General features: G+C 72.5%; 21 protein-coding genes. 12 read left to right on the forward strand and 9 right to left on the reverse strand.

All coding sequences use genetic code 11. The annotated features are described in order from the left end of the window. Positions 1–191 precede the first annotated feature (191 nt). Positions 192–1,727: a class I adenylate-forming enzyme family protein gene (locus ACFVQ0_RS08680; protein ID WP_390085963.1), complete on the reverse strand. Its 1,536-nt coding sequence runs from the start codon at positions 1,725–1,727 to the stop codon at positions 192–194. Between the two features lie 144 nt (positions 1,728–1,871). On the opposite strand from ACFVQ0_RS08680, the gene ACFVQ0_RS08685 reads away from it, so the two are divergent. From ACFVQ0_RS08685 to ACFVQ0_RS08700, 4 genes are all read left to right on the forward strand, one after another. Beyond that, on the forward strand, positions 1,872–3,065 hold the full coding sequence (locus ACFVQ0_RS08685; RefSeq protein ID WP_390085965.1) for an amidohydrolase family protein: 1,194 nt from the start codon (positions 1,872–1,874) through the stop codon (positions 3,063–3,065). Positions 3,066–3,076: 11 nt separating this feature from the next. Continuing rightward, entirely contained in the window at positions 3,077–4,234 is a 1,158-nt protein-coding gene (locus ACFVQ0_RS08690; RefSeq protein WP_390085967.1) for an acyl-CoA dehydrogenase, read from the forward strand. Positions 4,235–4,241: 7 nt separating this feature from the next. Continuing rightward, positions 4,242–5,189 (forward strand): acyl-CoA dehydrogenase family protein, encoded by a 948-nt coding sequence (locus ACFVQ0_RS08695; RefSeq protein WP_390085968.1) that lies wholly within the window; start codon positions 4,242–4,244, stop codon positions 5,187–5,189. 495 nt (positions 5,190–5,684) lie between these two features. Then, on the forward strand, positions 5,685–6,230 hold the full coding sequence (locus ACFVQ0_RS08700) for an ATP-binding protein (protein WP_390085970.1): 546 nt from the start codon (positions 5,685–5,687) through the stop codon (positions 6,228–6,230). Between the two features lie 75 nt (positions 6,231–6,305). Here ACFVQ0_RS08700 and ACFVQ0_RS08705 read toward each other — a convergent pair whose 3' ends face one another. Beyond that, on the reverse strand, positions 6,306–7,232 hold the full coding sequence (locus tag ACFVQ0_RS08705; protein ID WP_390085972.1) for a cyclase family protein: 927 nt from the start codon (positions 7,230–7,232) through the stop codon (positions 6,306–6,308). Between the two features lie 83 nt (positions 7,233–7,315). On the opposite strand from ACFVQ0_RS08705, the gene ACFVQ0_RS08710 reads away from it, so the two are divergent. From ACFVQ0_RS08710 to ACFVQ0_RS08720, 3 genes are all read left to right on the forward strand, one after another. Continuing rightward, positions 7,316–8,233, forward strand: a complete 918-nt coding sequence (locus ACFVQ0_RS08710) for an SDR family oxidoreductase (RefSeq protein WP_390085973.1) — start codon at positions 7,316–7,318, stop codon at positions 8,231–8,233. 109 nt (positions 8,234–8,342) lie between these two features. Next, the gene (locus ACFVQ0_RS08715) at positions 8,343–9,554 is read left to right on the forward strand and encodes an acyl-CoA dehydrogenase family protein (protein ID WP_390085975.1); all 1,212 of its coding nucleotides are present in this window, start codon (positions 8,343–8,345) and stop codon (positions 9,552–9,554) included. Next, positions 9,551–10,600, forward strand: coding sequence for a Zn-dependent alcohol dehydrogenase (locus ACFVQ0_RS08720; RefSeq protein WP_390085977.1), 1,050 nt, complete (start codon positions 9,551–9,553; stop codon positions 10,598–10,600). Before ACFVQ0_RS08715 ends, ACFVQ0_RS08720 begins: the two co-directional genes overlap by 4 nt. Before the next feature lie 25 nt (positions 10,601–10,625). Here the strand turns inward: ACFVQ0_RS08720 and ACFVQ0_RS08725 are convergent, their stop codons facing one another. Further along, positions 10,626–11,618, reverse strand: a complete 993-nt coding sequence (locus ACFVQ0_RS08725; RefSeq protein ID WP_390085979.1) for a GlxA family transcriptional regulator — start codon at positions 11,616–11,618, stop codon at positions 10,626–10,628. Positions 11,619–11,759: 141 nt separating this feature from the next. Between ACFVQ0_RS08725 and ACFVQ0_RS08730 the strand changes: the two genes are divergently transcribed. Then, the gene (locus tag ACFVQ0_RS08730; protein WP_390085981.1) at positions 11,760–12,992 is read left to right on the forward strand and encodes an MFS transporter; all 1,233 of its coding nucleotides are present in this window, start codon (positions 11,760–11,762) and stop codon (positions 12,990–12,992) included. Next, complete coding sequence (locus ACFVQ0_RS08735; protein ID WP_390085983.1) at positions 12,989–13,399, forward strand: DUF2809 domain-containing protein; 411 nt, start codon at positions 12,989–12,991, stop codon at positions 13,397–13,399. The genes ACFVQ0_RS08730 and ACFVQ0_RS08735 overlap by 4 nt, the downstream gene beginning before the upstream one ends. Here the strand turns inward: ACFVQ0_RS08735 and ACFVQ0_RS08740 are convergent. Continuing rightward, on the reverse strand, positions 13,350–13,685 hold the full coding sequence (locus ACFVQ0_RS08740) for a hypothetical protein (RefSeq protein ID WP_390085984.1): 336 nt from the start codon (positions 13,683–13,685) through the stop codon (positions 13,350–13,352). The two genes, ACFVQ0_RS08735 and ACFVQ0_RS08740, sit on opposite strands and share 50 nt — an antisense overlap. Before the next feature lie 199 nt (positions 13,686–13,884). Here ACFVQ0_RS08740 and ACFVQ0_RS08745 point away from each other — a divergent pair, with 199 nt between their 5' ends. After that, the gene (locus ACFVQ0_RS08745; RefSeq protein WP_390085986.1) at positions 13,885–15,207 is read left to right on the forward strand and encodes an MFS transporter; all 1,323 of its coding nucleotides are present in this window, start codon (positions 13,885–13,887) and stop codon (positions 15,205–15,207) included. A gap of 10 nt (positions 15,208–15,217) precedes the next feature. Here ACFVQ0_RS08745 and ACFVQ0_RS08750 read toward each other — a convergent pair whose 3' ends face one another. The 4 genes from ACFVQ0_RS08750 to ACFVQ0_RS08765 all read right to left on the reverse strand — a co-directional run bounded on the left by ACFVQ0_RS08750 (position 15,218) and on the right by ACFVQ0_RS08765 (position 20,770). Further along, on the reverse strand, positions 15,218–15,874 hold the full coding sequence (locus ACFVQ0_RS08750) for a flavin reductase family protein (RefSeq protein WP_390085988.1): 657 nt from the start codon (positions 15,872–15,874) through the stop codon (positions 15,218–15,220). A gap of 183 nt (positions 15,875–16,057) precedes the next feature. Then, positions 16,058–16,906: an enoyl-CoA hydratase/isomerase family protein gene (locus tag ACFVQ0_RS08755; protein WP_390085990.1), complete on the reverse strand. Its 849-nt coding sequence runs from the start codon at positions 16,904–16,906 to the stop codon at positions 16,058–16,060. Between the two features lie 79 nt (positions 16,907–16,985). After that, positions 16,986–19,214 carry an acetate--CoA ligase family protein gene (locus ACFVQ0_RS08760; RefSeq protein ID WP_390085992.1) on the reverse strand — a complete coding sequence of 743 codons (2,229 nt, stop codon included), beginning with the start codon at positions 19,212–19,214 and terminating at the stop codon, positions 16,986–16,988. A 368-nt stretch (positions 19,215–19,582) separates the two neighbouring features. Further along, positions 19,583–20,770 carry a flavin-containing monooxygenase gene (locus ACFVQ0_RS08765; RefSeq protein WP_390085995.1) on the reverse strand — a complete coding sequence of 396 codons (1,188 nt, stop codon included), beginning with the start codon at positions 20,768–20,770 and terminating at the stop codon, positions 19,583–19,585. Between the two features lie 173 nt (positions 20,771–20,943). Here ACFVQ0_RS08765 and ACFVQ0_RS08770 point away from each other — a divergent pair, with 173 nt between their 5' ends. Together ACFVQ0_RS08770 and ACFVQ0_RS08775 are read left to right on the forward strand one after the other, a co-directional pair. Next, positions 20,944–21,396 carry a DoxX family protein gene (locus ACFVQ0_RS08770; protein ID WP_390085997.1) on the forward strand — a complete coding sequence of 151 codons (453 nt, stop codon included), beginning with the start codon at positions 20,944–20,946 and terminating at the stop codon, positions 21,394–21,396. A gap of 86 nt (positions 21,397–21,482) precedes the next feature. After that, positions 21,483–21,872 (forward strand): Zn-ribbon domain-containing OB-fold protein, encoded by a 390-nt coding sequence (locus tag ACFVQ0_RS08775; protein ID WP_390087723.1) that lies wholly within the window; start codon positions 21,483–21,485, stop codon positions 21,870–21,872. Positions 21,873–21,897: 25 nt separating this feature from the next. On the opposite strand, the gene ACFVQ0_RS08780 is transcribed toward ACFVQ0_RS08775, so the two are convergent. Then, positions 21,898–22,455, reverse strand: coding sequence for a TetR/AcrR family transcriptional regulator (locus tag ACFVQ0_RS08780; RefSeq protein WP_390087725.1), 558 nt, complete (start codon positions 22,453–22,455; stop codon positions 21,898–21,900). Between the last annotated feature and the right edge of the window lie 18 nt (positions 22,456–22,473).

Raw genomic sequence — 22,473 nt, forward strand, 5'->3', positions numbered from 1 at the left:
CGGCCGGGGGGCGCGCGAGTTTTGGGTGCCCCTTTCCGGGGTGCGGGGTTCCGTCCTCAATCGCCGGACGGGCTTGTTTGTGCGGGTGCTCCGCGTTGTGTGCCATTCCCGGTGGGTGGGGCGGAGTACCCGCACAAAATCAAGCCCGTCCGGCGTTTGAGGACGGAACCCCGCGCCCCGGACCGGGGAAGTTACGCGAACCGCTCCCGCAGCTGGTACTTCAGGACCTTGCGGAGCGTTTCGTTGCGGGGGAGGGCGTCCAGGATCTCCAGTTGTTCCGGGAGTTTGTGGACGGACAGGCCCTCGGCGCGGAGGTAGGCCGTCACGTCGGGGAGGGTGAGGGGCGCGGCGCCCGGGGGCTGTTCGAGCACCGCGCAGACGCGTTCGCCGCGCGATTCGTCCGGCAGGCCGATCACCGCCGCGTCGCCGACGCCGGGGTGGCGGGCGAGGAGGTCCTCTATCTCCTTGGCCGAGATGTTCTCGCCCTTGCGGATGATGATGTCCTTCAGCCGGCCGGTGAGGACGAGGTGGCCGCTCGGCCGGAGGTGGCCGACGTCGCCCGTGATGAGGAAGCCGTCCGCGTCGAACGGGCTCGCGGCGGCGAGGTAGCCCTGGCAGACGGCCTCGCCCCGGAGCCGCACCTCGCCGTCCACCCCGCAGGGCACCCGCTTGCCGTCCTCGTCGGTGATCCGGATCTCCATGCCCTCGGGCGGGCGGCCCTCCGTTCCGGCCAGGTGTTCCACCGTGTCGTCGGGGGCGCCCATCGTGATCATGGGGACCTCGGTCATGCCGTAGCCGTGGGTGAGCTGGACGCCCATCTCGCGGACCACCGCGTGGTAGATCTCCGGGGGTTTCGGGGCGCCGCCGCCCGCGAGGAGGCGGAGGGTGGGGATGAGGGGGGTGGCCGGGTCCTTGCGCTGCTCCGTGAGGAACATGGAGTAGAACGCGGTGGAGCCGCCCGCGACCGTCACCCCGTGCCGCCGGTAGCCCGCCAGCGCGTCCGGCATCGCGAAGTGCTCGAACAGCACGGCCGGGAAGCCGTACAGGAGGAGCATCACCGAGTAGTCCGGGCCCGCGACATGGGCGAACGGGAAGGCCATCGAGCCGACGTCGTCCGCCGACAGGTGCAGCGCGTGGGCCAGGCAGGAGCCGGCCGCGATCAGGCCGCGGTCGGTGTGCAGGACGCCCTTCGGGTCGGAGGTGGTGCCCGAGGTCCAGTAGATCCAGCGCACCGACGTGCCGTCGGCGGGGGGCGGCGGGAGGACCGCCGGGTCGCCGTCCGGAAGCGTGTCGTACGCCTCGAAGATCCGGGGCGGGTGCGTGAGGTCCGCGGAGAGGCGGGCGGCCATCGCCGCATGGTCGAAGCCCCGCCAGGTGCCGGGCACCGCGAAGAACTCGGCCTTCGACTCGCGCAGCGCGTAGCCGGTCTCGCGGTCGCGGTAGAAGGGGATGAGCGGGGTCTGCACCGCCCCGATCCGGGCCAGCGCGAAGGACAGCAGCGCTGTTTCCAGCCGGGTCGGCAGTTGCCAGGCGACGACGGTTCCGGGGCGTACCCCCATGTCGTACAGGCCCGCCGCCACCCGCTCCGTGCGGGTGCGCAGCTCGCCGAAGGTGAGTGTGCGGTCGTCCTGGATCAGGAAGGGCCGCTCCGGCGTCAGGGCGGCCCGGCGTTCGATGAGCTCCCAGAAGGTGCCCGATGCTCCCAGGGCATGTGCGGTCTCGTTCACGGCGAACCCCTCACAGCTGACGGGTAGTCAGATCGTGCGGAGAGCGTAGAGCGCTGCGCCTTGTCGGTCCAGGGGTGCGGGGCTAGCCTGAGTGCGACGTCAATCTGACGGGTCATCAGAAATGCGTGCGCCGAAGGGGACACCATGACGGAACTGCCTCGGATCGTCAGCGTCGACGACCATGTGATCGAGCCGCCGCACCTGTTCTCGACCTGGCTGCCGGCCAAGTACCGCGAGCGCGGCCCGCAGCCGCTGACGGCGGGCATCGGGGAGCTGGAGTACACCGGCGGCAAGTACGTCATCACGATGGACCCGGACGGTCCGCCCACCGACTGGTGGATCTACGAGGACCTCAAGTTCCCGTACAAGCGCAACATCGCCGCCGTCGGGTTCGACCGCGACGACATGACGCTGGAGGGGATCACCCGGGCCGAGATGCGGCGTGGGTGCTGGGACCCCGTCGAGCGGCTGAAGGACATGGACCTCAACCACGTCGAGGCGAGCCTCTGCTTCCCCACTTTCCCGAGGTTCTGCGGGCAGACCTTCGCGGAGGCGCACGACAAGGAGGTCGCGCTGGCGTGCGTGCGCGCCTACAACGACTGGATGGTCGAGGAGTGGTGCGGGGACAGCGGCGGCCGGCTGATCCCGCTGTGCATCATCCCGCTCTGGGACATCGATCTCGCGGTCGCGGAGATCAGGCGGAACGCGGCGCGCGGGGTGCGGGCGGTCACCTTCTCGGAGATCCCGACCTATCTGGGGCTGCCGTCGATCCACACGGGGTACTGGGACCCGTTCTTCGCCGCCTGCCAGGAGACCGGCACGGTCGTGAACATGCACATCGGGTCCAGCTCGCAGATGCCCGCCGCCTCGCCCGACGCCCCGCCCGCCGTCCAGGCCTCGCTGTCCTTCAACAACGCGATGGCCTCGATGATGGACTTCCTGTTCAGCGGGGTGCTGGTGAAGTTCCCGCAGCTCAAGCTCGCGTACAGCGAGGGGCAGATGGGCTGGATCCCGTACGCCCTGGAGCGCGCCGACGACGTCTGGGAGGAGCACCGGGCCTGGGGCGGGGTGCGCGATCTGATCCCGGAGCCGCCGTCCACGTACTACTACCGGCAGATGTTCTGCTGCTTCTTCCGCGACAAGCACGGGGTGGCGTCCCTGGACGTCGTGGGGCGGGACAACGCGACCTTCGAGACCGACTATCCGCACGTCGACTCGACCTTCCCGAACACCAAGGAGGTCGCGCTCGACCACGTCAAGGGACTGGACGACGAGACCATCTACAAACTGATGCGCGGGAACGCGATCCGGATGCTCGGCCTCGACCTCGACAAGTAGGCGCGTGCGTCATGGACCTCTCGTACACGGAGGAAGAGGAAGCCTTCCGGGCCCGGCTGCGGGAGTGGCTGGGCTCGGTGCTCCCCGGGCTGCCGCCGAAGCCGGACCCCGGCGACTGGCCGGGGCGGCGGGCGTACGACAGCGGGTGGCAGCGGTTGTTGTACGACGCCGGTTACGCGGGTCTGCACTGGCCTGTCGATGCCGGCGGCCGGGGCGCCACACCGACTCAGCACCTGATCTTCCTGGAGGAGACGGAGCGGGCCGGGGCGCCTTACGTCGGGGCCAACTTCGTCGGGCTGCTGCACGCCGGACCCACCATCGCCGCGGAGGGCACCGCCGAGCAGCGGGCCCGCTGGCTGCCCCCGGTGCTGCGCGGCGACGAGATCTGGTGCCAGGGCTTCAGCGAGCCGGACGCGGGCTCCGACCTGGCCTCGCTGCGGACCCGCGCGGTCCGCGACGGCGACGAGTACGTGGTCAGCGGCAGCAAGATCTGGACCTCGCACGCGGAGGTCGCCGACTGGTGCGAGCTGCTGGTGAGGACGGATACGCAGGCGCCGAAGCACCGGGGCATCAGCTGGCTCGCCATGCCGATGGACGCCCCCGGCGTCACCGTCCGGCCGCTGCGCACGCTCGCCGGGTCCACGGAGTTCGCGGAGATGTTCCTCGACGAGGTGCGGGTGCCCGTCTCGCACCGCGTCGGGGCGGAGAACGACGGCTGGCGGGTCACCATGGTCACGCTCTCGTTCGAGCGCGGCACGGCGTTCGTGGGGGAGGTCGTCGCCTGCCGCCGGACGCTGGACGCGCTGGCGGCGGAGGCCCGCAGGAACGGGCGGTGGGACGACGCGGTGCTGCGGCGGCGGCTGGGCAGGCTGAACGCGGAGTTCCGGGCGCTGTGGCGGCTCACCCAGTGGAACGTCAGCGAGGCGCAGGCCAGTGGCGGCGTCCCCGGGACCGGCGGCTCGGTCTTCAAGCTGCGGTACTCGCACGCCCGCCAGGAGCTGTACGAGGCGGCCGCCGAGGTGCTGGGCGCGGGCGACGCCCTCGACCTGGACCGGGAGTGGGTGCTGGACCGGCTCTCCTCGCTCTCGTACACGATCGCGGCCGGTACCTCGCAGATCCAGCACAACATCGTCGCCGAGCGGATTCTCGGCCTGCCGAAGGGGCGGTGAGCGGACAGTGGACTTCCAGCTCTCGGACGACCAGCGGGCCCTGCGGACGGGGATGCGGGAACTGCTCGCCGGGCGGTTCGACAGGGACCGGATGCGGGCCGCGCTGGACGGGGGTGGGGGAGTCGGCGGTGAGCTGTGGCGGGAGCTGGGCGCGGCCGGGCTCTTCGCGCTGCGGCTGCCGGAGACGGCGGGCGGCGTCGGGCTCGGGCTGCCCGAATCCGTACTCGTGTTCGATGAGGTGGGGCGGTGCCTACTGCCGGGGCCACTGATCGCCACCCAGCTGGCCGCGGGAGCGGTGAAGGGGGCCGCGGAGGGCGAGGCGGTGGTGGCCCTGGCGGAGGCCGGGCGGCCGGTCGGGCACTTGGCGGCGGCCGACGCGCTGCTGGTCCTCGACGGGGACTCGGCCAGGCTGCTCGGTGGCGGGGTGCTGCGGCGGCTCCTGGGTGAGGCCGAGCCCGTACGGTCGCTCGACCCGGGAACCCCGCTGTGGCGGGTGGGGGATCTGTCGGCGTACGAGGGCGAGCCACTGCCCGACGGGGCGCGGCTGCGCCGCGAGGGCGCCCTGCTGGCCGCCGCCGAGCAGCTCGGCAGCGCCGCCCGCAGCCTGGAGACGGCGGTTCAACACGCCGGTCAACGTGAACAGTTCGGGGCGCCCATCGGGTCCTTCCAGGCGGTCAAGCATCTGTGCGCCGGAATGCTGGTGCGCGCCGAGACGGCCCGTACCGCCGTCTACGCGGCCGCCGTGACGGCGGACCCGGTGGAGATCGCCGGGGCCAAGCTGCTGGCCGACGAGGCGGCCGTCGGCAACGCCCGCGACTGCCTCCAGGTGCACGGCGGCATGGGCTTCACCTGGGAGGCGGATGTGCACCTGCACCTGAAGCGGGCCTGGCTGCGGGCCGGGCAGTGGCTGACGGCGGCGGACGCGGAGGAGGCGCTGGCCGCCGATCTGGGCTGATCCGGGGCGGCCGGACGCCCGCTGCGTGCGGGTGACGCGACGGACCCCTGAGGTTCACGCTGAGCAGTGACACAGTGCAGTCGGTAAGCACCGATACCGGCTTGTGTCCTTTGCGTGATTCGTCACGGGGTGGAGTCGGCGCCGGGCTCGGGTACGCTCCGTTGGATGCGAGTGGTTCTGGAACCTGGCGATCCGGATGTGGCCTGTGCGGCTGCTCCGGTCCGCGAGAGGTGCCCTGCTCGTGATCCACTCAGAGGGGCCGGGCCTGCCGGGGAAACGTTTCCCGGGGTTTTCGTGGCCGCCGGGCGCCTCTGTTCGACTCTCCGCAGCGTGCGTCGCACAGTATGCACCACGCGTACTCCTTCGCGCTGGAATATGCCCGAAGCGCTTGTTGCGGTGACTGTACGTCAACCATGCTGTCTCGTAAGGGAATCACGTTCCGTGACCCTGAGGAGGCGCGAGGCGATGTGTCCGCCGGTTCGGATGGTGTGAGCGGTGCAGGTGCTTCAGGTTCAGTTGGAGGTCGGGGCCGACCCGGCGGAGGTCGGGCGGGCCCGCAGATGGGCGCGTTCGAGACTGCTCGTGTCCGGGATAAGAGACGACGAGCCGCTGGCCGAGACGCTCATCCTGCTGATCTCGGAACTGGTCACCAACGCGGTCGTGCACACCGGCTGCCCGGCCGTGCTGCGCATGCTGTTCGGCTCGACGGGGGCGCCGGGTAACGCCGGGACCGTACGGGTCGAGGTGGCCGACACCAGTTGCCGCCCGCCGCAGCAGCGGCACGCGGAGGGCGAGGACACCGGCGGCCGGGGGCTTGAGCTGGTCGACGGCCTGGCCGACCGCTGGGGCTGGCAGCCGGAGGGCGCCGGCAAGCGGATCTGGTGCGAGGTGGACCGGAGTATTCCGGTGATCCAGGTGCAGATGCAGCCCTGCGCCCATGGGGCGGGTGCGCACGGCGCCGGGGCGTGCGGGGCCGGCGACTGCGATGCCGGTGCCGGTGCCGCGTACGAGCCGTCGCACGCGGTCACCCATCGCGCATAGGTTCGCAGCCGACCGGTCCTGCCGGCGCGGGGCTTCGCCCCGCGCCCGGCCCCCCGGCGACGCGGTCGCCGCTGCTCAGAAGACCGCGACCGGGGCCACCGGAGTGCCGGTCGCGCCGACGAACGGCTCCGGCATCGCGGAGAGCAGGAAGCCGTAGCGCTTCGACTCCGCACAGGCTGTGGACAACTGCTCCAGATTCCAGTTCTGGCCCTGGAGCATGCCCATCTCGACCAGATCCAGCGCGTGCACGCCCAGCCACAGATCGTCGATCTCCGGCGGGAAGATCTCGAAGGTCAGCGTGTCGTTGGCGACCGCGGCCACATCCCGGGCCCGGAACCACTCGGGCGTCCGGATCGAGAGCCCCGGTGACGGATAGCCGTACCCGTTCTTGTCCCCGGCCAGAAAGACCTGCACCTGCCCGGTCCGTACGAGCACGATGTCCCCGGACCGCACCCGCACCCCGGCCAGCTCCTCCGCCGCGTCCAGGTCCTCCGGGGTGACGGCGTGGTCGCCGGGCAGCCTGTCCACCCCGTGGGCGCGGGCCACGTCGAGGAGCACCCCGCGCGAGACGATGTGCGGGGCCTTCTCGATGCCGCTGAACCTGGCCCCCTCGTGCGGGGTGATGCTGTCGGCCGGGCGGCCGTTGTAGATCTTCCCGGAGTGCGAGACGTGCGTCAGGGCGTCCCAGTGGGTGGCGGTCTGGAGGCTCAGGACCGCGGTGTCGTCGCTGGTCGCGACGGTGCCGGGGCCGAACAGCTCCTGGTTGATCTGGACCATGGTGTGCAGCGGGTTGATCCGTCCCTGGATCAGCCCGCTCTGTACGCCGTCCTGCTTGAGCGGCAGCGCGAGCGGCACCCGTCGCCCGGTGCGCACGGTGGCCGCCGCCTCCCGGACGACCTCGTCGGTGATCAGGTTGAGCGTCCCGATCTCGTCGTCCGCGCCCCAGCGGCCCCAGTTGTTCACGCGCTTGGCGATGTCGTGGAACTCGTCCGGCAGTGACATGGAGCCTCCTGGGGCTTGTGCCGGTGGACCTGATGACCCATAGAATCTAACGGTCCGTCAGAAACCGCGGGAAGGGGCCGGGCATGGGGAACTTCTTGGCAGGCAAAGTGGTGGCCGTCACGGGTGCCGGACGAGGCATCGGGCGGGCCGTCGCGATCGCCGCGGCGGCCGAGGGGGCGAGAGTCGTCGTCAACGACTACGGCGTCTCCATCGAGGGCGGCGAACCCGCCAGCGAGATAGCCGAGTCCGTCGTCAAGGAGATCGTGGCGGCGGGCGGCGAGGCGGTCGCGGTGGCCGACGACATCTCCACCATGGCCGGCGGGCAGCGGGTCGTGGACACCGCGCTGGACCGGTTCGGGCGCATCGACGGGGTGGTGTGCGTGGCCGGCATCCTGCGTGAACGGATGCTGTTCAACATGTCGGAGGAGGAGTGGGACCCCGTGGTCGCCACCCACCTCAAGGGCACCTTCACCGTCTTCCGGGCCGCGTCCGCGGTGATGCGCAAGCAGGAGGGCGCGGGCACGCTGATCGGCTTCACCAGCGGCAACCACCAGGGCAGCGTGGCCCAGGCGAACTACAGCGCGGCGAAGGGCGGGATCATCTCGCTGGTCCGCAGCGCGGCACTGGGCCTGCACAAGTACGGCGTCACGGCCAACGCGGTCGCCCCGGTGGCGCGGACCCGGATGTCCGCCAACGTACCCATGGAGCTCAAGGAGATCGGCGAGCCCGAGGACGTGGCCGCGCTCGTCGTCTACCTCCTCAGCGACCGGGCCCGCGCGGAGAGCATCACCGGGCAGGTGTACACCATCGCGGGTCCCAAGATCGCGGTCTGGGCCCAGCCGAGGGAGCTGCGCGCGGGGTACGCGGAGGGCGCGGCCTGGACCCCGGAACGCATCGCGGACTTCCTCCCGGGGACGGTGGGCACGGACCCGATGCCGATGCTGGCGCAGCTGGAGGCGATGGCGGAGGCGGCGCGGGCCGCGAAGCGGCCGAACGCGTAGGCGGGCGCGCTTTCCGAACCCCTCCGGGGCGCTGCCCCGGGCCCCGGTCCTCAATCGCCGGACGGGCTTGAAGCGGGCGCCCCCAACCCCGTAAAGGAAAGGACTCACCGTGGACTTCAGCTTCGGCCCCGACGACGCCGCGTTCCGCGAGGAGGCGCGCAGTTGGCTGGAGGACCATCTCGTCGACGCGTACGCGGCAGGCATCGGCACCGGCGGCCCGGGGAGCGAGCACGAGGGCATCGCCGTCCGCCGCGCCTGGGAGCGCGAACTCGGCCGGGGCGGCTGGATCGGCCTCGGCTGGGAGGGGGACGGGGACGGCTCGGGCGATGGGGCGTACGGCAACCGCACCGCCACCCTCACCCAGCAGGTCGTCTGGGCCGAGGAGTACGCCCGCCTCCGGGCACCCGCCCGCGTCGGCCACATCGGGGAGAACCTGCTCGCCCCGACCCTCATCGCCCACGGCAGCCCGGAGCAGCGCCGCCGCTTCCTGCCGCCCATCGCGCGCGGCGAGACCCTGTGGTGCCAGGGGTACAGCGAGCCGGGCGCGGGTTCGGACCTGGCGGGGGTGCGGACGGCCGCCGTACGCGATCCGGAGCGCGGCGGCTACCGCGTGACCGGGCAGAAGGTCTGGACGTCGCTCGCGCGGGACGCCGACTGGTGCTTCGTACTGGCCCGTACCGAGCCCGGTTCGCGGCGGCACCACGGGCTGTCGTTCCTGCTGGTGCCGATGGACCAGCCGGGCCGGATCGAGGTGCGGCCGATCCGGCAGATGTCGGGGACCAGTGAGTTCAACGAGGTGTTCCTCGACGGGGCGCACGCGCAGGAGGTGGTCGGCGGCGAGGGCAACGGCTGGGCCGTCGCCATGGGTCTGCTGGCCCTGGAGCGCGGCGTCTCCACGCTCGTCCAGCAGATCGGGTTCGCCGCGGAGCTGGACCGGGTGGTCCGGGCGGCCGTCGAGAGCGGCGCCACCGACGACCCGGTCCTGCGCGAACGGCTCGTCCGCCAGTGGGCCGAGCTGCGGACGATGCGCTGGAACGCCCTGCGCACCCTCGGCACCACCGGGGACCCGGGCGCCCCCAGCGTCGCGAAACTCCTCTGGGGCGGCTGGCACAAACGCCTGGGCGAACTCGCCGTGCAGATCAGGGGCGCGGCGGGAGCCGTCGGCCCGCACGACTGGTCGCCCGGCGCACCGTACGAGATCGACGAGGCACAGCGCCTGTTCCTGTTCACCCGGTCCGACACCATCTACGGCGGCTCGGACGAGATCCAGCGGAACATCATCGCCGAGCGCGTGCTCGGCCTACCGAGGGAGCCGAGATGAGAGGCGTCGTCTTCGACGGCAAGCGGACCGAGGTCGTCGACGATCTGGAGATACGTGATCCGGGTCCCGGCGAGGTACTGGTCGCGGTGGCCGCGGCGGGGCTCTGCCACAGCGACCTGTCGGTGATCGACGGGACGATCCCGTTCCCGCTGCCGGTGGTGCTCGGACACGAGGGCGCGGGCGTGGTCGAGGCGGTCGGGGCCGGGGTGAGCCATGTGGCGCCCGGCGACCACGTGTCCCTGTCCACGCTCGCCAGCTGCGGCGCCTGCGCCCAGTGCGACCGGGGCCGCCCCACGATGTGCCGCAAGGCGATCGGGATGCCGGGCAAGCCGTTCTCGCGGGGCGGGAAGCCGCTGTACCAGTTCGCGTCCAACTCGGCGTTCGCCGAACGGACCCTGGTCAAGGCCGTGCAGGCGGTGAAGATCCCGGCGGACCTGCCCCTGACCTCTGCGGCCCTGATCGGCTGCGGGGTGCTGACGGGAGTCGGAGCCGTACTGAACAGGGCCAGGGTCGACCGGGGCGAGAGCGTCGTCGTGATCGGCACCGGCGGCATCGGGCTCAACGTGATCCAGGGCGCCAGGATCGCCGGGGCGCTGACCATCGTCGCCATCGACTCCAACCCGGCGAAGGAGGCGGTGGCCCGGCAGTTCGGCGCCACCCACTTCCTGACGTCGGCCGAGGGGGTCAAGGAGATCCTGCCGCACGGCGCCGACCACGCCTTCGAGTGCGTGGGCCGCACCGAGCTGATCCGTACCGCGATCGACCTGCTCGACCGGCACGGCCAGGCGATCCTGCTGGGCGTACCGGCGGCGACGGCGGAGGCGTCGTTCCTCGTCTCGTCGATGTACCTGGACAAGTCGATCCTGGGCTGCCGCTACGGCTCCTCGCGCCCGCAGCGCGATATCGCGCTGTACGCGGAGCTGTACCGGGAGGGCCGGCTGCTGCTGGACGAACTCGTCACCGAGACCTACCCGGTGGAGGACTTCGCCAAGGCGGCGGACGACGCGCACCACGGACGGGTGGCACGCGGGGTGCTGGTGTTCTGAGGGTGTCCCGGGGTGGGGAGGCCGCTCAGCAGCGGTCTCCCGCCGTCGCCCGGAACGTCCGGCGGTACGTCGTCGGCGACACCCCCAGCGCCGCCTGGAGGTGCTGCCGCAGCGAGGTGGGCGTGCCGAAACCGGCGTCCCTGGCGACCTGGTCGATCGACAGGTCGGTGGACTCCAGCAGCTGACGGGCGCGCTCCACCCGCTGCTGGGTCAGCCACTGGACCGGGCTGATCCCGACCTCCTCACGGAACCGCCGGGTGAACGTCCGTACGCTCATCGACTCCTGCTGCGCCATGTCGCGCAGCAGGATCGGCCGTTCCAGCCGCCCCAGCGCCCAGGCCCGCGCGGTGGTCGTGCCGGCGATCTGGGCGTCGGGGACCGGGCGCTGGATGTACTGTGCCTGGCCGCCGTCGCGGTGCGGCGGTACGACGGTGCGCCGGGCGACGTCGTTGGCGACGGCGGTGCCGTGGTCGCGGCGCACAATGTGCAGGCAGAGGTCGATCCCGGCGGCGACCCCGGCGGACGTCAGGACGTCGCCGTCGTCGACGAACAGGACGTCGGGGTCGACCCGGACCGCGGGGAACAGCGCCTGGAAGTGGTCCGCGGAGGACCAGTGGGTGGTGGCGGGGCGCCCGTCGAGGTACCCGGCGGCGGCGAGGACGTAGCCGCCGGTGCAGATCGAGACCATCCGGGTGCCGGGCCTGATGTACGCGAAGGCGGCCGCGAGTTCGTCGGTGAGCCGGCCCTCGGAGTAGACGGGGCCGAGTTCGTAGCTGGCGGGGATCACCACCGTGTCGGCGGTGGCGAGGGCCTCCGGTCCGTGCTCGACCGTGATCGTGAAGTCCGCGTCGGTGTGGACGAGGCCGGGCGGGCGGACCGAACAGGTCACGACCTCATAGAGTTTCTCGCCCCGGTTGAGCGGCTCCGATCCGAGGGAACGGCCGAATATCCTTTGCGGGATGCCCAGTTCGAAGGGGAGCAGCCCATCGAGGGCGAGAACGACGACTCGGTGCGGCACTGCGGACTCCCTTCACCACTAGCTGGTATAGACCATAAGCTGATACATGTCATCGGTGTGAAGGAAAAGTCAGCAGACCGCGCGCGCATTCCCGCCGCGGATCGCGCGTCCCCCGCGTCCCCCTTGTCCCCCGCGTCCCCGTTGTCCCAGTTGCCCCCGCTGCCGTACCCGCCCGCCGGGGCCGAACCCCTCTGGAACCGCAACTTCCGGCTCTTCTTCGTCGCCCGGACCGCGGCGCTCTTCGGGGACGGAATGATCCCGGTGGCGCTCACGGCGGGCCTGCTGGGCGCGGGGCGCCCGCACTCCTCCGTGGGGTACGCGCTGGCGGCCTGGATGGGGCCGCTGGCGCTGTTCGTCCTCTTCGGCGGCGTACTCGCGGACCGGTTCACGCCGCGCCGGATGATGATCATCGCCGACACGCTGCGGCTGATCGGCGCCTCCGCGCTCGCGGTCTCCTTCGCGGTCGGCAACCCGCCGCTGTGGGCGGTGTACTCGCTGAGCGCGGTGGCCGGTGTGGGGGCGGCGCTCTTCCAGCCGGGCGTCGCCTCGACCGTGCCCCGGGTCTCCTCCGACGTGCAGCGCGCCAACGCCGTGCTCCGGGTCTCGGAGGCGCTGATGACGATGGCGGGCCCGGCGTTCGCGGGCGTCCTCGTCGGCCTCGCGAGCGCGGGCGCGGTCTACGCGGCGAACGCGTCGACGTTCCTGGTCTCGGGTGTCTGCCTCTTCCTGCTGCGGCTGGCCCCGGCCCCGTCCGACGACGCGCGGCGCGGCACGTTCGTGGCCGAACTGGTCGACGGATGGCGCGAGTTCCGGGCGCGCAGCTGGCTGTGGGGGGTGATCGCGATCTGGACGGTGTACGGCTTCGCCGTGCTCGGCCCGATGCTCCCGCTGACCGCCGTCGAGGTGACCGAGGCGCACGGCTCGGGGACGTACGGCGCGATGATGGCGGTGAACGGCGCGGGCAGTGTCGTCGGCGGGCTGCTCGCCCTGCGGCTGCGGCCGCGCCGCCCGCTGGCGGCGGGGGCCGTGGCGCTGACCGGGGTGTGCGTGAACCTGCTGGCGCTGGGGCTCGGGCTGCCCGTGTCCGCGCTGGGGGCGGGGCAGTTCATCGCGGGCGCGGCGTTCGCGTTCTGGCTGGTGATGTGGTCGACGACCGTCCAGACACAGGTGCCGCCGGAAGCGCTGAACCGGCTGCACGCCTACGACGTGGCCGGATCGCTGCTGATGCTGGCGGCGGGCCGGGCGCTGGCGGGCCCGGTCGCGGACCGGGTGGGCGCACCGGAGGTGCTGCTGGCCGGGGCCGTGATCAACCTGCTGGCGGTGGGCGTGCTGCTGGGGGCCCGGCCGATCAGGCGGCTGGAGCGGATCGGATGAGGGGCCGCGTTCCGGCACGGGCCGTGGCGGCGGGGGCGGCCGTGGTCACGGTCGCGGCCGGGCTCGGCGTCCGTACCGTCGCGGACGGGGATCTCGCCAAGTACGCCGGGGACGCGCTCTATACGGTCCTGATCTGCGCCCTCGTCGCGCTGTGCGCCCCCCGCGCCCGGCCGGTGGTGGTGGCGGGCACGGGGCTGGCGGTCAGCTGGGCCGTCGAGCTGCTCCAGCTGACCGGGGTGCCGGCGGAGCTGTCCCGGCGGAGCGGGGTGGCGCGGCTGGTGCTGGGCTCGACGTTCAACGCGCCGGACCTGCTCTGGTACGCGGTGGGCGCGGCGGCCGTCTGGGCTGTCCTGGCGGCTACTTCCCGCCGGATCGGGCCCGGTCCTCGGACTTCTGCATCTCGATGACCTGGAGGATGTGTGCGCTGGTCTGCCGGCGCACACTCCCGCCGACGAGCAGCGCCGCCCCGAGCAGGGAGAGCGGCGCGGACACGGCCAGGAGGGTGAGCTGCTGGGGCCAGGCGGTGATCAACTCGCAGTTGGACACCGTGCCGTAGCAGTACGCGTCCCGCTGGTCCACCAGCAGGACCGCCAGCCACACCCACAACGCGGCGGCGGCGAGCAGCAGCGCGACGCCCCATCCCTGCATCAGCGCGGAGCGGTGGTGGAATCTCTGGCGTGCGACCCAGTACATGAGGCCCCCCGAGGGCGTGGACGGAAGCGGCTCGGTTCCGTACCCCCGGATGCCGCCCGTACGGGCGTAAGGGCGTTCGGGTGTTCGGGCGTGCGAGCCGCCGGAGCTGGAGAGCGTACGCGCTCCGGTCGAGCGGCGTGGCCCGATTCCTGCGAACAGTGTCCCTCGGGCCACTCGTGGGGGAGGTGGCGGTGGCCGGATGCTGAGTGACGTGCCCCAGACAACGAGATCTCCCGCCCCGGACGCCCGCCGGCGGACCGCCTCCGAGGTGCGGCCCCGTCCCCGGATCCACCGCGCGTGGATCGTCGCCGCCGTCACCTTCGTGACGATCATCGGCGGCGCGGCCTTCAACTCCCTTCCCGGACTGCTCATCGACCCGCTCCACGCCGAGTTCGACTGGTCGCGCGGGGAGATCGGCCTCGCGGTCTCCGTCGACATGGCGCTGTACGGGCTCACCGCCCCGTTCGCGGCGGCGCTGATGGACCGGTTCGGCATCCGCCGGGTCGTGGTCGTCGCGCTCAGCGCGGTCGCCGCCGGGGCGCTGGCCAGCGTCTGGATGACGGCGGCCTGGCAGCTGCTGATCTACTGGGGCGTGCTCGTCGGCCTCGGCAGCGGCTCGATGGCGATGGCCTTCTCCGCGACGGTCACCAACCGCTGGTTCGTCGCCCGCCGGGGCCTGGTCACCGGCATCCTCACTGCGGCGGGCGCCTCCGGTCAGCTGGTGTTCCTGCCGCTCTGCGCCTGGATCGTCGACCGGCACGGCTGGCGCCCGGCCTCGGTGACCGTCGCGCTCGCGGCCCTGGCCGTCGTCCCGTTCGTCTGGCTCCTGATGCGCGACCACCCGGCCGATGTGGGCCTGGCCCCGTACGGCGGGGAGTACGCGGACAAGCCCGCACCCGCCCGGGGCGCGGCGAGCCGGACCCTGCGCATCCTGTTCGACGCCGCCCGCACCGGACCGTTCTGGCTGCTGGCCGGGACCTTCGCGATCTGCGGCGCCTCGACCAACGGCCTGATCCGTACGCACTTCGTGCCCTCGGCGCACGACCACGGCATGCCCATCACCGCCGCCGCCTCGCTGCTCGCGGTCATCGGGATCTTCGACATCATCGGCACGGTCTTCTCCGGCTGGCTCACCGACCGCTTCGACGCCCGCCGGCTGCTGGCCGTCTACTACGCGCTGCGCGGGATCTCGCTGCTGTTCCTGCCGATGCTGATGGCGCCGACCGTGCACCCGCCGATGGTCTTCTTCATCGTCTTCTACGGCCTGGACTGGGTCGCCACGGTCCCGCCGACGCTGGCCCTGTGCCGGGAGCAGTACGGGGAGGACAGCGCGATCGTCTTCGGCTGGGTCCTGGCCTCCCACCAGGTGGGCGCCGCCCTGGTGGCGTTCCTCGGCGGGGTCGCCCGCGACCACTTCGGCTCGTACGACATGGTCTGGTACGCGTCCGGGGCCCTGTGCGCGACGGCCGCGCTGATGGCACTGGTGATCCGGCGGAGCCCGGCGGCCTCCGTCGTCCTGTGACCGGGTGCGCTCAGCGGCTGAAGCGCCCGAACGCCCCTTGGTGGAAGAGCAACGGCCCGTCCCCGTCCCCGCCGTCCTCGTCCGCCGCCCCCAGCGCCTCCACCCGGCCGACCACGATCAGGTGGTCGCCGCCGGTGTGGACGGCCTGGATGCGGCAGTCGACCCAGGCGGGCACGGAGTCCAGCAGGGGCGACCCGGTCGCGGGCGCGGGGGAGTGGGCCACCCCGGCGAACTTGTCGGCCCCGCTCACCGCGAAGGCCCGGCACAGCGCGCCCTGCTCCGCGCCCAGGATGTTGACGCAGAAGGCCCCGGCGCGGGCGATGCGCGGCCAGGTCGTCGACGTACGGGCGACCATGAACGTGACCAGCGGCGGATCCAGCGAGAGCGAGGCGAACGACTGGCAGGCGAACCCCGCCGGACCGCCGGTGCCGTCAGTACGGCCGGTGCCGCCGGTGCCGTCGCTGCCGTCCGGATCGTGCGCGGTGACGATGGTGACCCCGCTCGCGAAGTGCCCCAGCACCCGGCGGAACTCACCCGGGTCCACGGGCAGCCGCTCGTCATCTGCGACGGCCCGCAGGGCCGGGCGCGGCAGTGGATCGACCGGCACCGGAGCGACGGCCGTCGCGGCGCCGACGGACCTGAGGTAGCGGACGGCGGTTGCGGCCATGCCTGCGTGTCCCATCACTCTTCGATTAGAACTGACGAGGCGTCAGATGGGAAGGGGTGCGGACCGTTCCTCGGCCTTCGTCAGGCACTGCGCCGCCCGCCTGTCGACGACGCGTGGCTCGGTGACGGCTACGCTGAGTCGTCACGCGTCCGCCGGCCCCGGCAGGGGCAGGGTCAATGCGGGCTAGATCCCGCGGTACTTCGGGGCTCGCCGTTCCACGAAGCTCGCCACGCCCTCGTTGGCGTCCCGCGTGGTCATGTTGATCTCCTGGGCCATCGCCTCCGCCGCGAACGCCGTGGCGCGGTCGGCGTCCAGCGAGGCGTTGACCAGCTGCTTGGTGAGGGCGATCGAACGGGTGGGGCCCTCGGCCAGCCGCTGGGCCCAGGCCCGCGCGGTCGCCGCCAGCTCCTCGTCCGGCACGGTCCGGTTGACGAGCCCCAGGCGCTCCGCGTCCCGGGCCGGGAGCGAGTCCCCGAAGAACATCAGCTCCTTGGCGCGCTGCGGCCCGATCAGCCGGGGCAACAGGTACGCGCCACCGCCGTCCGGCACGAGGCCGCGGCGCACGAACACCTCGATGAACTTCGCGGACTCGGCCGCCAGCACCAGATCGCAGGCGAACGCGAGATGGGCCCCGATACCGGCCGCCGTGCCGTTGACCGCCGCGATGACGGGCTTCTCGCAGTCCAGGACGGCGGCGATCAGGCGCTGGGCGCCCAGCCGGATCGTCCGGGCGACATCGCCGGGCACCCGGTCGCCGGTCGCCGGGGCGCCCCGCAGATCGGCACCGGCGCAGAAGCCCCGGCCGGTGGCGGTCAGGACGACGGCCCTGATCCCGGGGTCCGCGGAGGCCTCCGCGAGCAGCGCGATCACGCGTTCGCGCTGGTCCCAGGTGACGGCGTTCATCGCCTCCGGGCGGTTGAGGGTGATCGTCGAGACGCCGTTGTCAGTGGCGTGGAGTATCAATGAATCAGGCGATCCGGACGGGTCGTGGTGGTCGGTGTGGTCGGTGGTGTCTTCGGGGGAGGACGGCATGGGGCAGCTCCTGAGCAGGTGGCGGGGCAGGGCGAGGGGTTGGTGGCGGGCGCGGCGGGGGAGTCGGCCGGCGCGCCGGTCAGCGGCAGACCGCGAGTGCGTCCAGCGCCACCGCGCCCTGCCCGCGGCCCAGCACCATCAGCGGGTTGATGTCCAGCTCGGACAGGTCATCGCCCAGTTCCAGGGCCATCCGCTGCACCCGCAGCACCACTTCGACGAGCGCGTCCACATCCACCGGCGCCCCGCCGCGCACCCCTTCCAGCAGGGCCCGGCCGCGCAGTTCGCCGAGCATCGCCCTCGCCTGGTCCTCGCCGAAGGGCGGCACCCGCACCGCCGCGTCGTGCAGCACCTCGACCAGTACGCCGCCGAGCCCGACGGTCACGGTCGGGCCGAACAGCGCGTCCTGCGTGACGCCGACCATCATCTCGACGCCCCGCTCGATCATCTGGCAGACCAGGATCCCGTCCAGCTCGATGTCCTCGTAGCGCGCGATGTCGGTCAGCTCGCGGTAGGCGTCCCGCACCTGGCTGGCGGAGGTGAGCCCGACCTTGACCAGGCCCAGTTCGGTCTTGTGGGCCAGCCGCGCGCCGGACGCCTTCATGACGACGGGGTAGCCGACGAGCCCGGCCGCCCGGACGGCCGCCGCGGCGCTGGTCACCAACTGCTCGCGGGGCACCCGGATTCCGTACGCCCGCAGCAGCTGCTTCGCCGCGTGCTCGCTCAGCTGGTGGCCCGGACGCATCAGTGCCTGCGCCTTGCGGAAGGAGGGCGACGGCGTGCGCGGCGCCTCGTCGAAGGGGGAGCGGTAGGAGGCGGCGAAGCGGTGGTGGTCCTGATAGGCCTTCACCGCGGTGATGCAGTTGCCGAAGGTACGGAAGGTGGCGACGCGCGAGGAGCCGAGCAACGTCGTCCGGTAGGCGTCCTCGGTGCCGACCGGCGAACCCCACACCACGCACACCAGCTTGTCCGTGGCCTCCGCCGCGTCGACCAAGTCCTGCGCGAGCCTGTCGCTCATCGGCGGGAAGGGGCCGGTGATCGGACAGATCAGCACCCCGACCGAGGGGTCCGCGAGTATCGCGTCGATGATCTTCCGGCCCCGCCAGTCACCCACCGGGTGACCGCCGTTGTCGACCGGGTTCGCCACGTTCAGGTAGTCGGGTATCCAGGTGTACAGCTCGGCCTGCTTCTCCTCGGAGAGGACGGGGATGTCCAGGCCCGCCGCGGTCGCCAGGTCGGAGAAGTGCGCGCCCGTGCCGCCCGAGATCGAATACACCACGACCCCGTCGGCCAGCGGCTTGCGCGCCCGTGCCAGGAGGGCCGCGGTGTCCTGGAGTTCGTCGAGACCGTCCACCCGGATCACGCCGAACTGCCGCATCGCCGCGTCGACGACCTGGTCGGCGCCGGTCAGTTTGCCGGTGTGTGAAGCGGCCATCCTGGCCCCCGTCTCCGTCCGCCCGACCTTGACCGCCACCACCGGGACACCGGCGCGTGCGGCCCGGTCGGCGGCGAGCAGAAAGGAGCGCCCGTCCTTGAGCCCCTCCACGTAGCAGGCGATGGCCCCGACCTCGGGCCGCTGGGAGAAGTACGAGATGAAGTCGGAGGTCTCCAGGTCCGCCTCGTTGCCGGTGGGCGCCCAGTGCGAGAGCCGCACGCCCAGCTCCTGAAGGGTGTAGACGGGGCGCCCCTGGTGGCCGGACTGGGTGATCAGCGCGATCGCCGGCCCCTCCAGGTCGTCCCGGAACTCCTCGAAGGCGTTGAGGTTGGTGTTCGGCCCGAGCAGCCGCAGCCCCGACCGCTCCACCGCGGCGGCCAGCCGGGCCTGCGCGGCGGCGCCCTCCGCCCCGGTCTCCGCGAAACCGGACGCGAAGGCGACGGCGAACCTCACCTTGGCGTGCGCGAGTTCCTCGATCACCGGGAGCGGGTCACCGACCAGCAGTACCGCCAGATCGACCTGTTCCGGCAGCTCGGACACGGAAGGAGAGCAGGGCCGCCCGAAGACGGACTCCCGCGTGGGGTGCACGGGATACAGCCGCGCCCCGACGCGCTCGGCCCAGGCGATCAGCTGCCGGGTGATGCCGGTATTGGGCCGGCCGTCGGTGTCGGACGCGCCGATGACAGCCACGGACTCCGGCCGGAAGAACCGGTCCAGATCCGGTACGGCCGCGTGCAGCGGACGGCCGCTGACGTCGAGATCGCCTTCCGCGGCGGCCGCCGTCATGCTGTGGACGGCGGCGTGCGGCTCCTCGCCGCAGGCCACCACCCTGGCGCGGAAGTCGGTGGTGAGGGTGCCGTGAGTCGATCCAAGCATCGTTCCGCCCACTCCTGCTCGAAGGTCCCCGGCGCTCGCGCTGCCCGGCCGGCGTCATGAGCTGACGCCGTGTCAGGTTACTGAACTGACGGCCCGTCAGGAATGGGTGTGCAGGCAAAGGCTGAGAGTGGCGGTTCCGCGAGTGCCGACACGGCACCGGAACGGGTCCGGACACGAGCCCCTGCCACCGAGCTCCCGCCCCCGGGTCACCCACCACGGGTGCCCCCACGGGGCGGGGTCCGCCCCTTCGAGCCCGCCCGGCGATTGAGGGCAGGGTGGCGCCCACGCGACCGCGCGCCCAGGGGTGGGCCTGGCCCAAGCCCCGCGCGACCGCGCGCCCAGGGGCGGGCCTGGCCCAAGCCTCGGGTTCAGCCCCTGCGGGCGAGCTTCCTGGCGATCTTCTCCGCGTCCCGGGCCAGCTCGCGGAGCATGCCGCTGATCGGGTTGGTGAAGCCGGTGAAGTACAGCCCGGGGGCCTCCTTCGGCGTACGGCCGCCGTGCACGACGGGCCGGCCGCGGGCGTCCAGCACCCCGAGGTGGCCGACCAGCCCCTCCAGGGAGCGGAGGTAGCCGGTCGCCGCGATGACCGCGTCCGGGGTGATCCGGGACCCGTCGGCCAGCACCACCGCGTCCTCGTCGAACGACTCGACGGCCGCCACCGGCACCACGCGGCCGTCCTTCACCGCCTTGATCAGCCCCACGTCCTGGACCGGGATGGCCCCGTCCTTGACCCGCGAGTACAGGCCGGTGTCCGGGCGGGGCAGCCCGTGTTCGGCGAGATCGGGCATCGAGACGCGGGTCAGCAGGCCCCCGGCCCGGTCGACGAGCGCGACCGGCAGCCGGCGCACCAGGATGCCGGTGCCCTGGGCGGGCCAGCCCGCCGTGGAGCGGCGCAGGATGTGCGGAGCGGTGCGCACCGCGAGCCGTACCCGTGCCGCCCCGCCCTCCACCAGGTCGACGGCGATCTCGGCCCCGGTGTTGCCGACGCCCACGACGAGGACGTCCTTGCCCGCGTAGGGGGCCGGGTTGCGGTACTCGGCGGCGTGCGCGAGTTCGCCGGTGAACGTGGAGCGGCCGGGCCAGTCGGGGATGCGCGGGGTGTGGTTGAAGCCGGTGGCCACGACCACCGCCCGCCCGGTCAGCTCGCGCCCGCCGGTCGCGGTCAGCCGCCACCCGGTCCCGTCCGGCGCCCGGTCGACGCGGGAGACCTCGACGCCGGTCACCACCTCCAGCTCGTGGTGCTCGGCGTACTTCTCCAGGTACCGCACCACGTTGTCGCGGGAGACCCAGCGGCCGAACCGGCGGGGCATGGGCAGCCCCGGAAGGGACGACCAGCGCCGGGTGGTGTGCAGGTGCAGCCGGTCGTAGTGGCGCCGCCAGGACGCGCCGACGTCCGTGGACTTCTCCAGTACGACGGCCCGTTGGCCCTGTGCGCGCAGGGCCGCCGCGACGGCGAGACCGCCCGGACCGCCGCCGATGACGTAGACGGGCCGGTCCTCCGTGCGGGTGACGGAGGCCGGAATGGGGCTACCGGGGGCAGATGTGCTGTCGGGCATGGTTTGGAGCGTAATCGCGCGCCCTGTTGATGGGTCTCGGTCAAGACCGGAATCGATTGCGAATTGATCACGGGTCCACACCCGGGCATCGGCCGGGGGTGCGCACCCCTTGCGCGGGCCGTCGCCATCAGGTGAACTGACGTACCGTCAGATTACGTGAACGGGAGGGCCCCATGCGGACGATCTGGCTCGACGGAGCCCAGTGGCTCGCCGTGCTCCGGATAGGCCTCGGCCTGTGGTGGCTGGAGAGCTGGCGGCACAAGGACAAGAAGGGCTGGTTCGAGCGCGGCACCGGCATCGCCTGGGCCGCCGACGTCGCGGCCAAGCACCGCTGGCCGGTGGTCCGGAGCGGCTTCGAGAAGGTCGTCGCACCGCGCCCGAAGGCGATGGCGTACGTCGTCGTCTACGCGGAACTCGCCCTGGGCCTCGGCCTGGTGACCGGCCTGCTGACCCCCGTCGCGCTGATCGCGGGGCTGCTGCTCAACCTGCTCTATCTGGTGCTGATGATCCACGACTGGGCCGAGCAGGGGCAGAACGCGATGATGGCGCTCGGCTCGCTCGTCGCGCTGTTCGCGATGTCCTGGCAGACCTGGTCCCTCGACCACGCGATCGGACTCTTCCTGTGACCGCCACCGGACCAGCCACCGGACCAGCCACCTCCACCACCCCGGCCGCCGCTCCCGCCGGGCCCCCGCCGGCCCCCCGCTACGACCTGCCCGAGCCGGACGCGTCCACCCGCCCCTACTGGGACGCCGCCGCCGAGGGCCACCTGCTGCTGCGCCGCTGCCGGGACTGCGGCCGGGCGCACCACTACCCGCGCGAGTTCTGCCCGCACTGCTGGAGCGAGGACGTCGACTGGGAACGGGCCTGCGGCCGGGCCACGCTCTACACCTGGTCCGTCGTCCACCGCAACGACCTGCCCCCGTTCGGCGGCCGGGTGCCGTACGTCGCGGCCGTCGTCGACCTGGCGGAGGGGCCGAGGATGATGACGGAGGTCGTGGAGTGCGAGGAGTCCGCGCTCGCCATCGGGATGCAGCTGCGGGTGACGTTCCGGCAGGAGGAGGGGCGCGAGGCGGTGGCGGTGTTCCGGCCCGGCGGCTGACCGGGGGCGCCTCGCCGGACGCGCCCTACCGGCCGGGCGGTACGTCGGCCCGGACCAGGGCCCGCGCCAGGGCGATGCTCTCCGGGAAGCCGTCGAACGGGAGGGGCTGGGTGGCGACGGCGCCCTCGTGCAGCACGAGGAGTTGGGCGGCGAGGGTGTCCGGGTGCGAGCAGCCCGCGTCGGTGGCGAGTTCCTTGAACAGGTCCAGCAGCCACAGCTTCTGGTTCGCGGCGATGCGGTGTGCGGGGTGCGAGGGGTCCGGAAGTTCGGCCAGTGCGTTGATGAAGGCGCATCCGCGGGTGTTGGCCCCGCTCCAGGTCCGCAGCGCGTCGAAGGGTGCGGTGACGGCCTCGGCGGGAGTGCCGCTGGAGTCGACGGCGGTACGGACGAGCGCCCGCCAGCGCTGGTCGCGGCCCGTGAGATAGGCCGCCACGAGGTTGTCCTTCGAACCGAACCGGTTGTACAGGGTCCGCTTGGTCACCCCCGAGTGCTCGGCGATCAGGTCCACCCCGACCGCGGTGATCCCGCGCTCGTAGAACAACTCCTCGGCGGCCGCCACGATGCGGAGACCGGCCGCCGTCACGGGCCGTGCCGCCGCCCC

It is taken from the genome of Streptomyces sp. NPDC057900 (assembly GCF_042887885.1).
GTDB lineage: Bacteria > Actinomycetota > Actinomycetes > Streptomycetales > Streptomycetaceae > Streptomyces.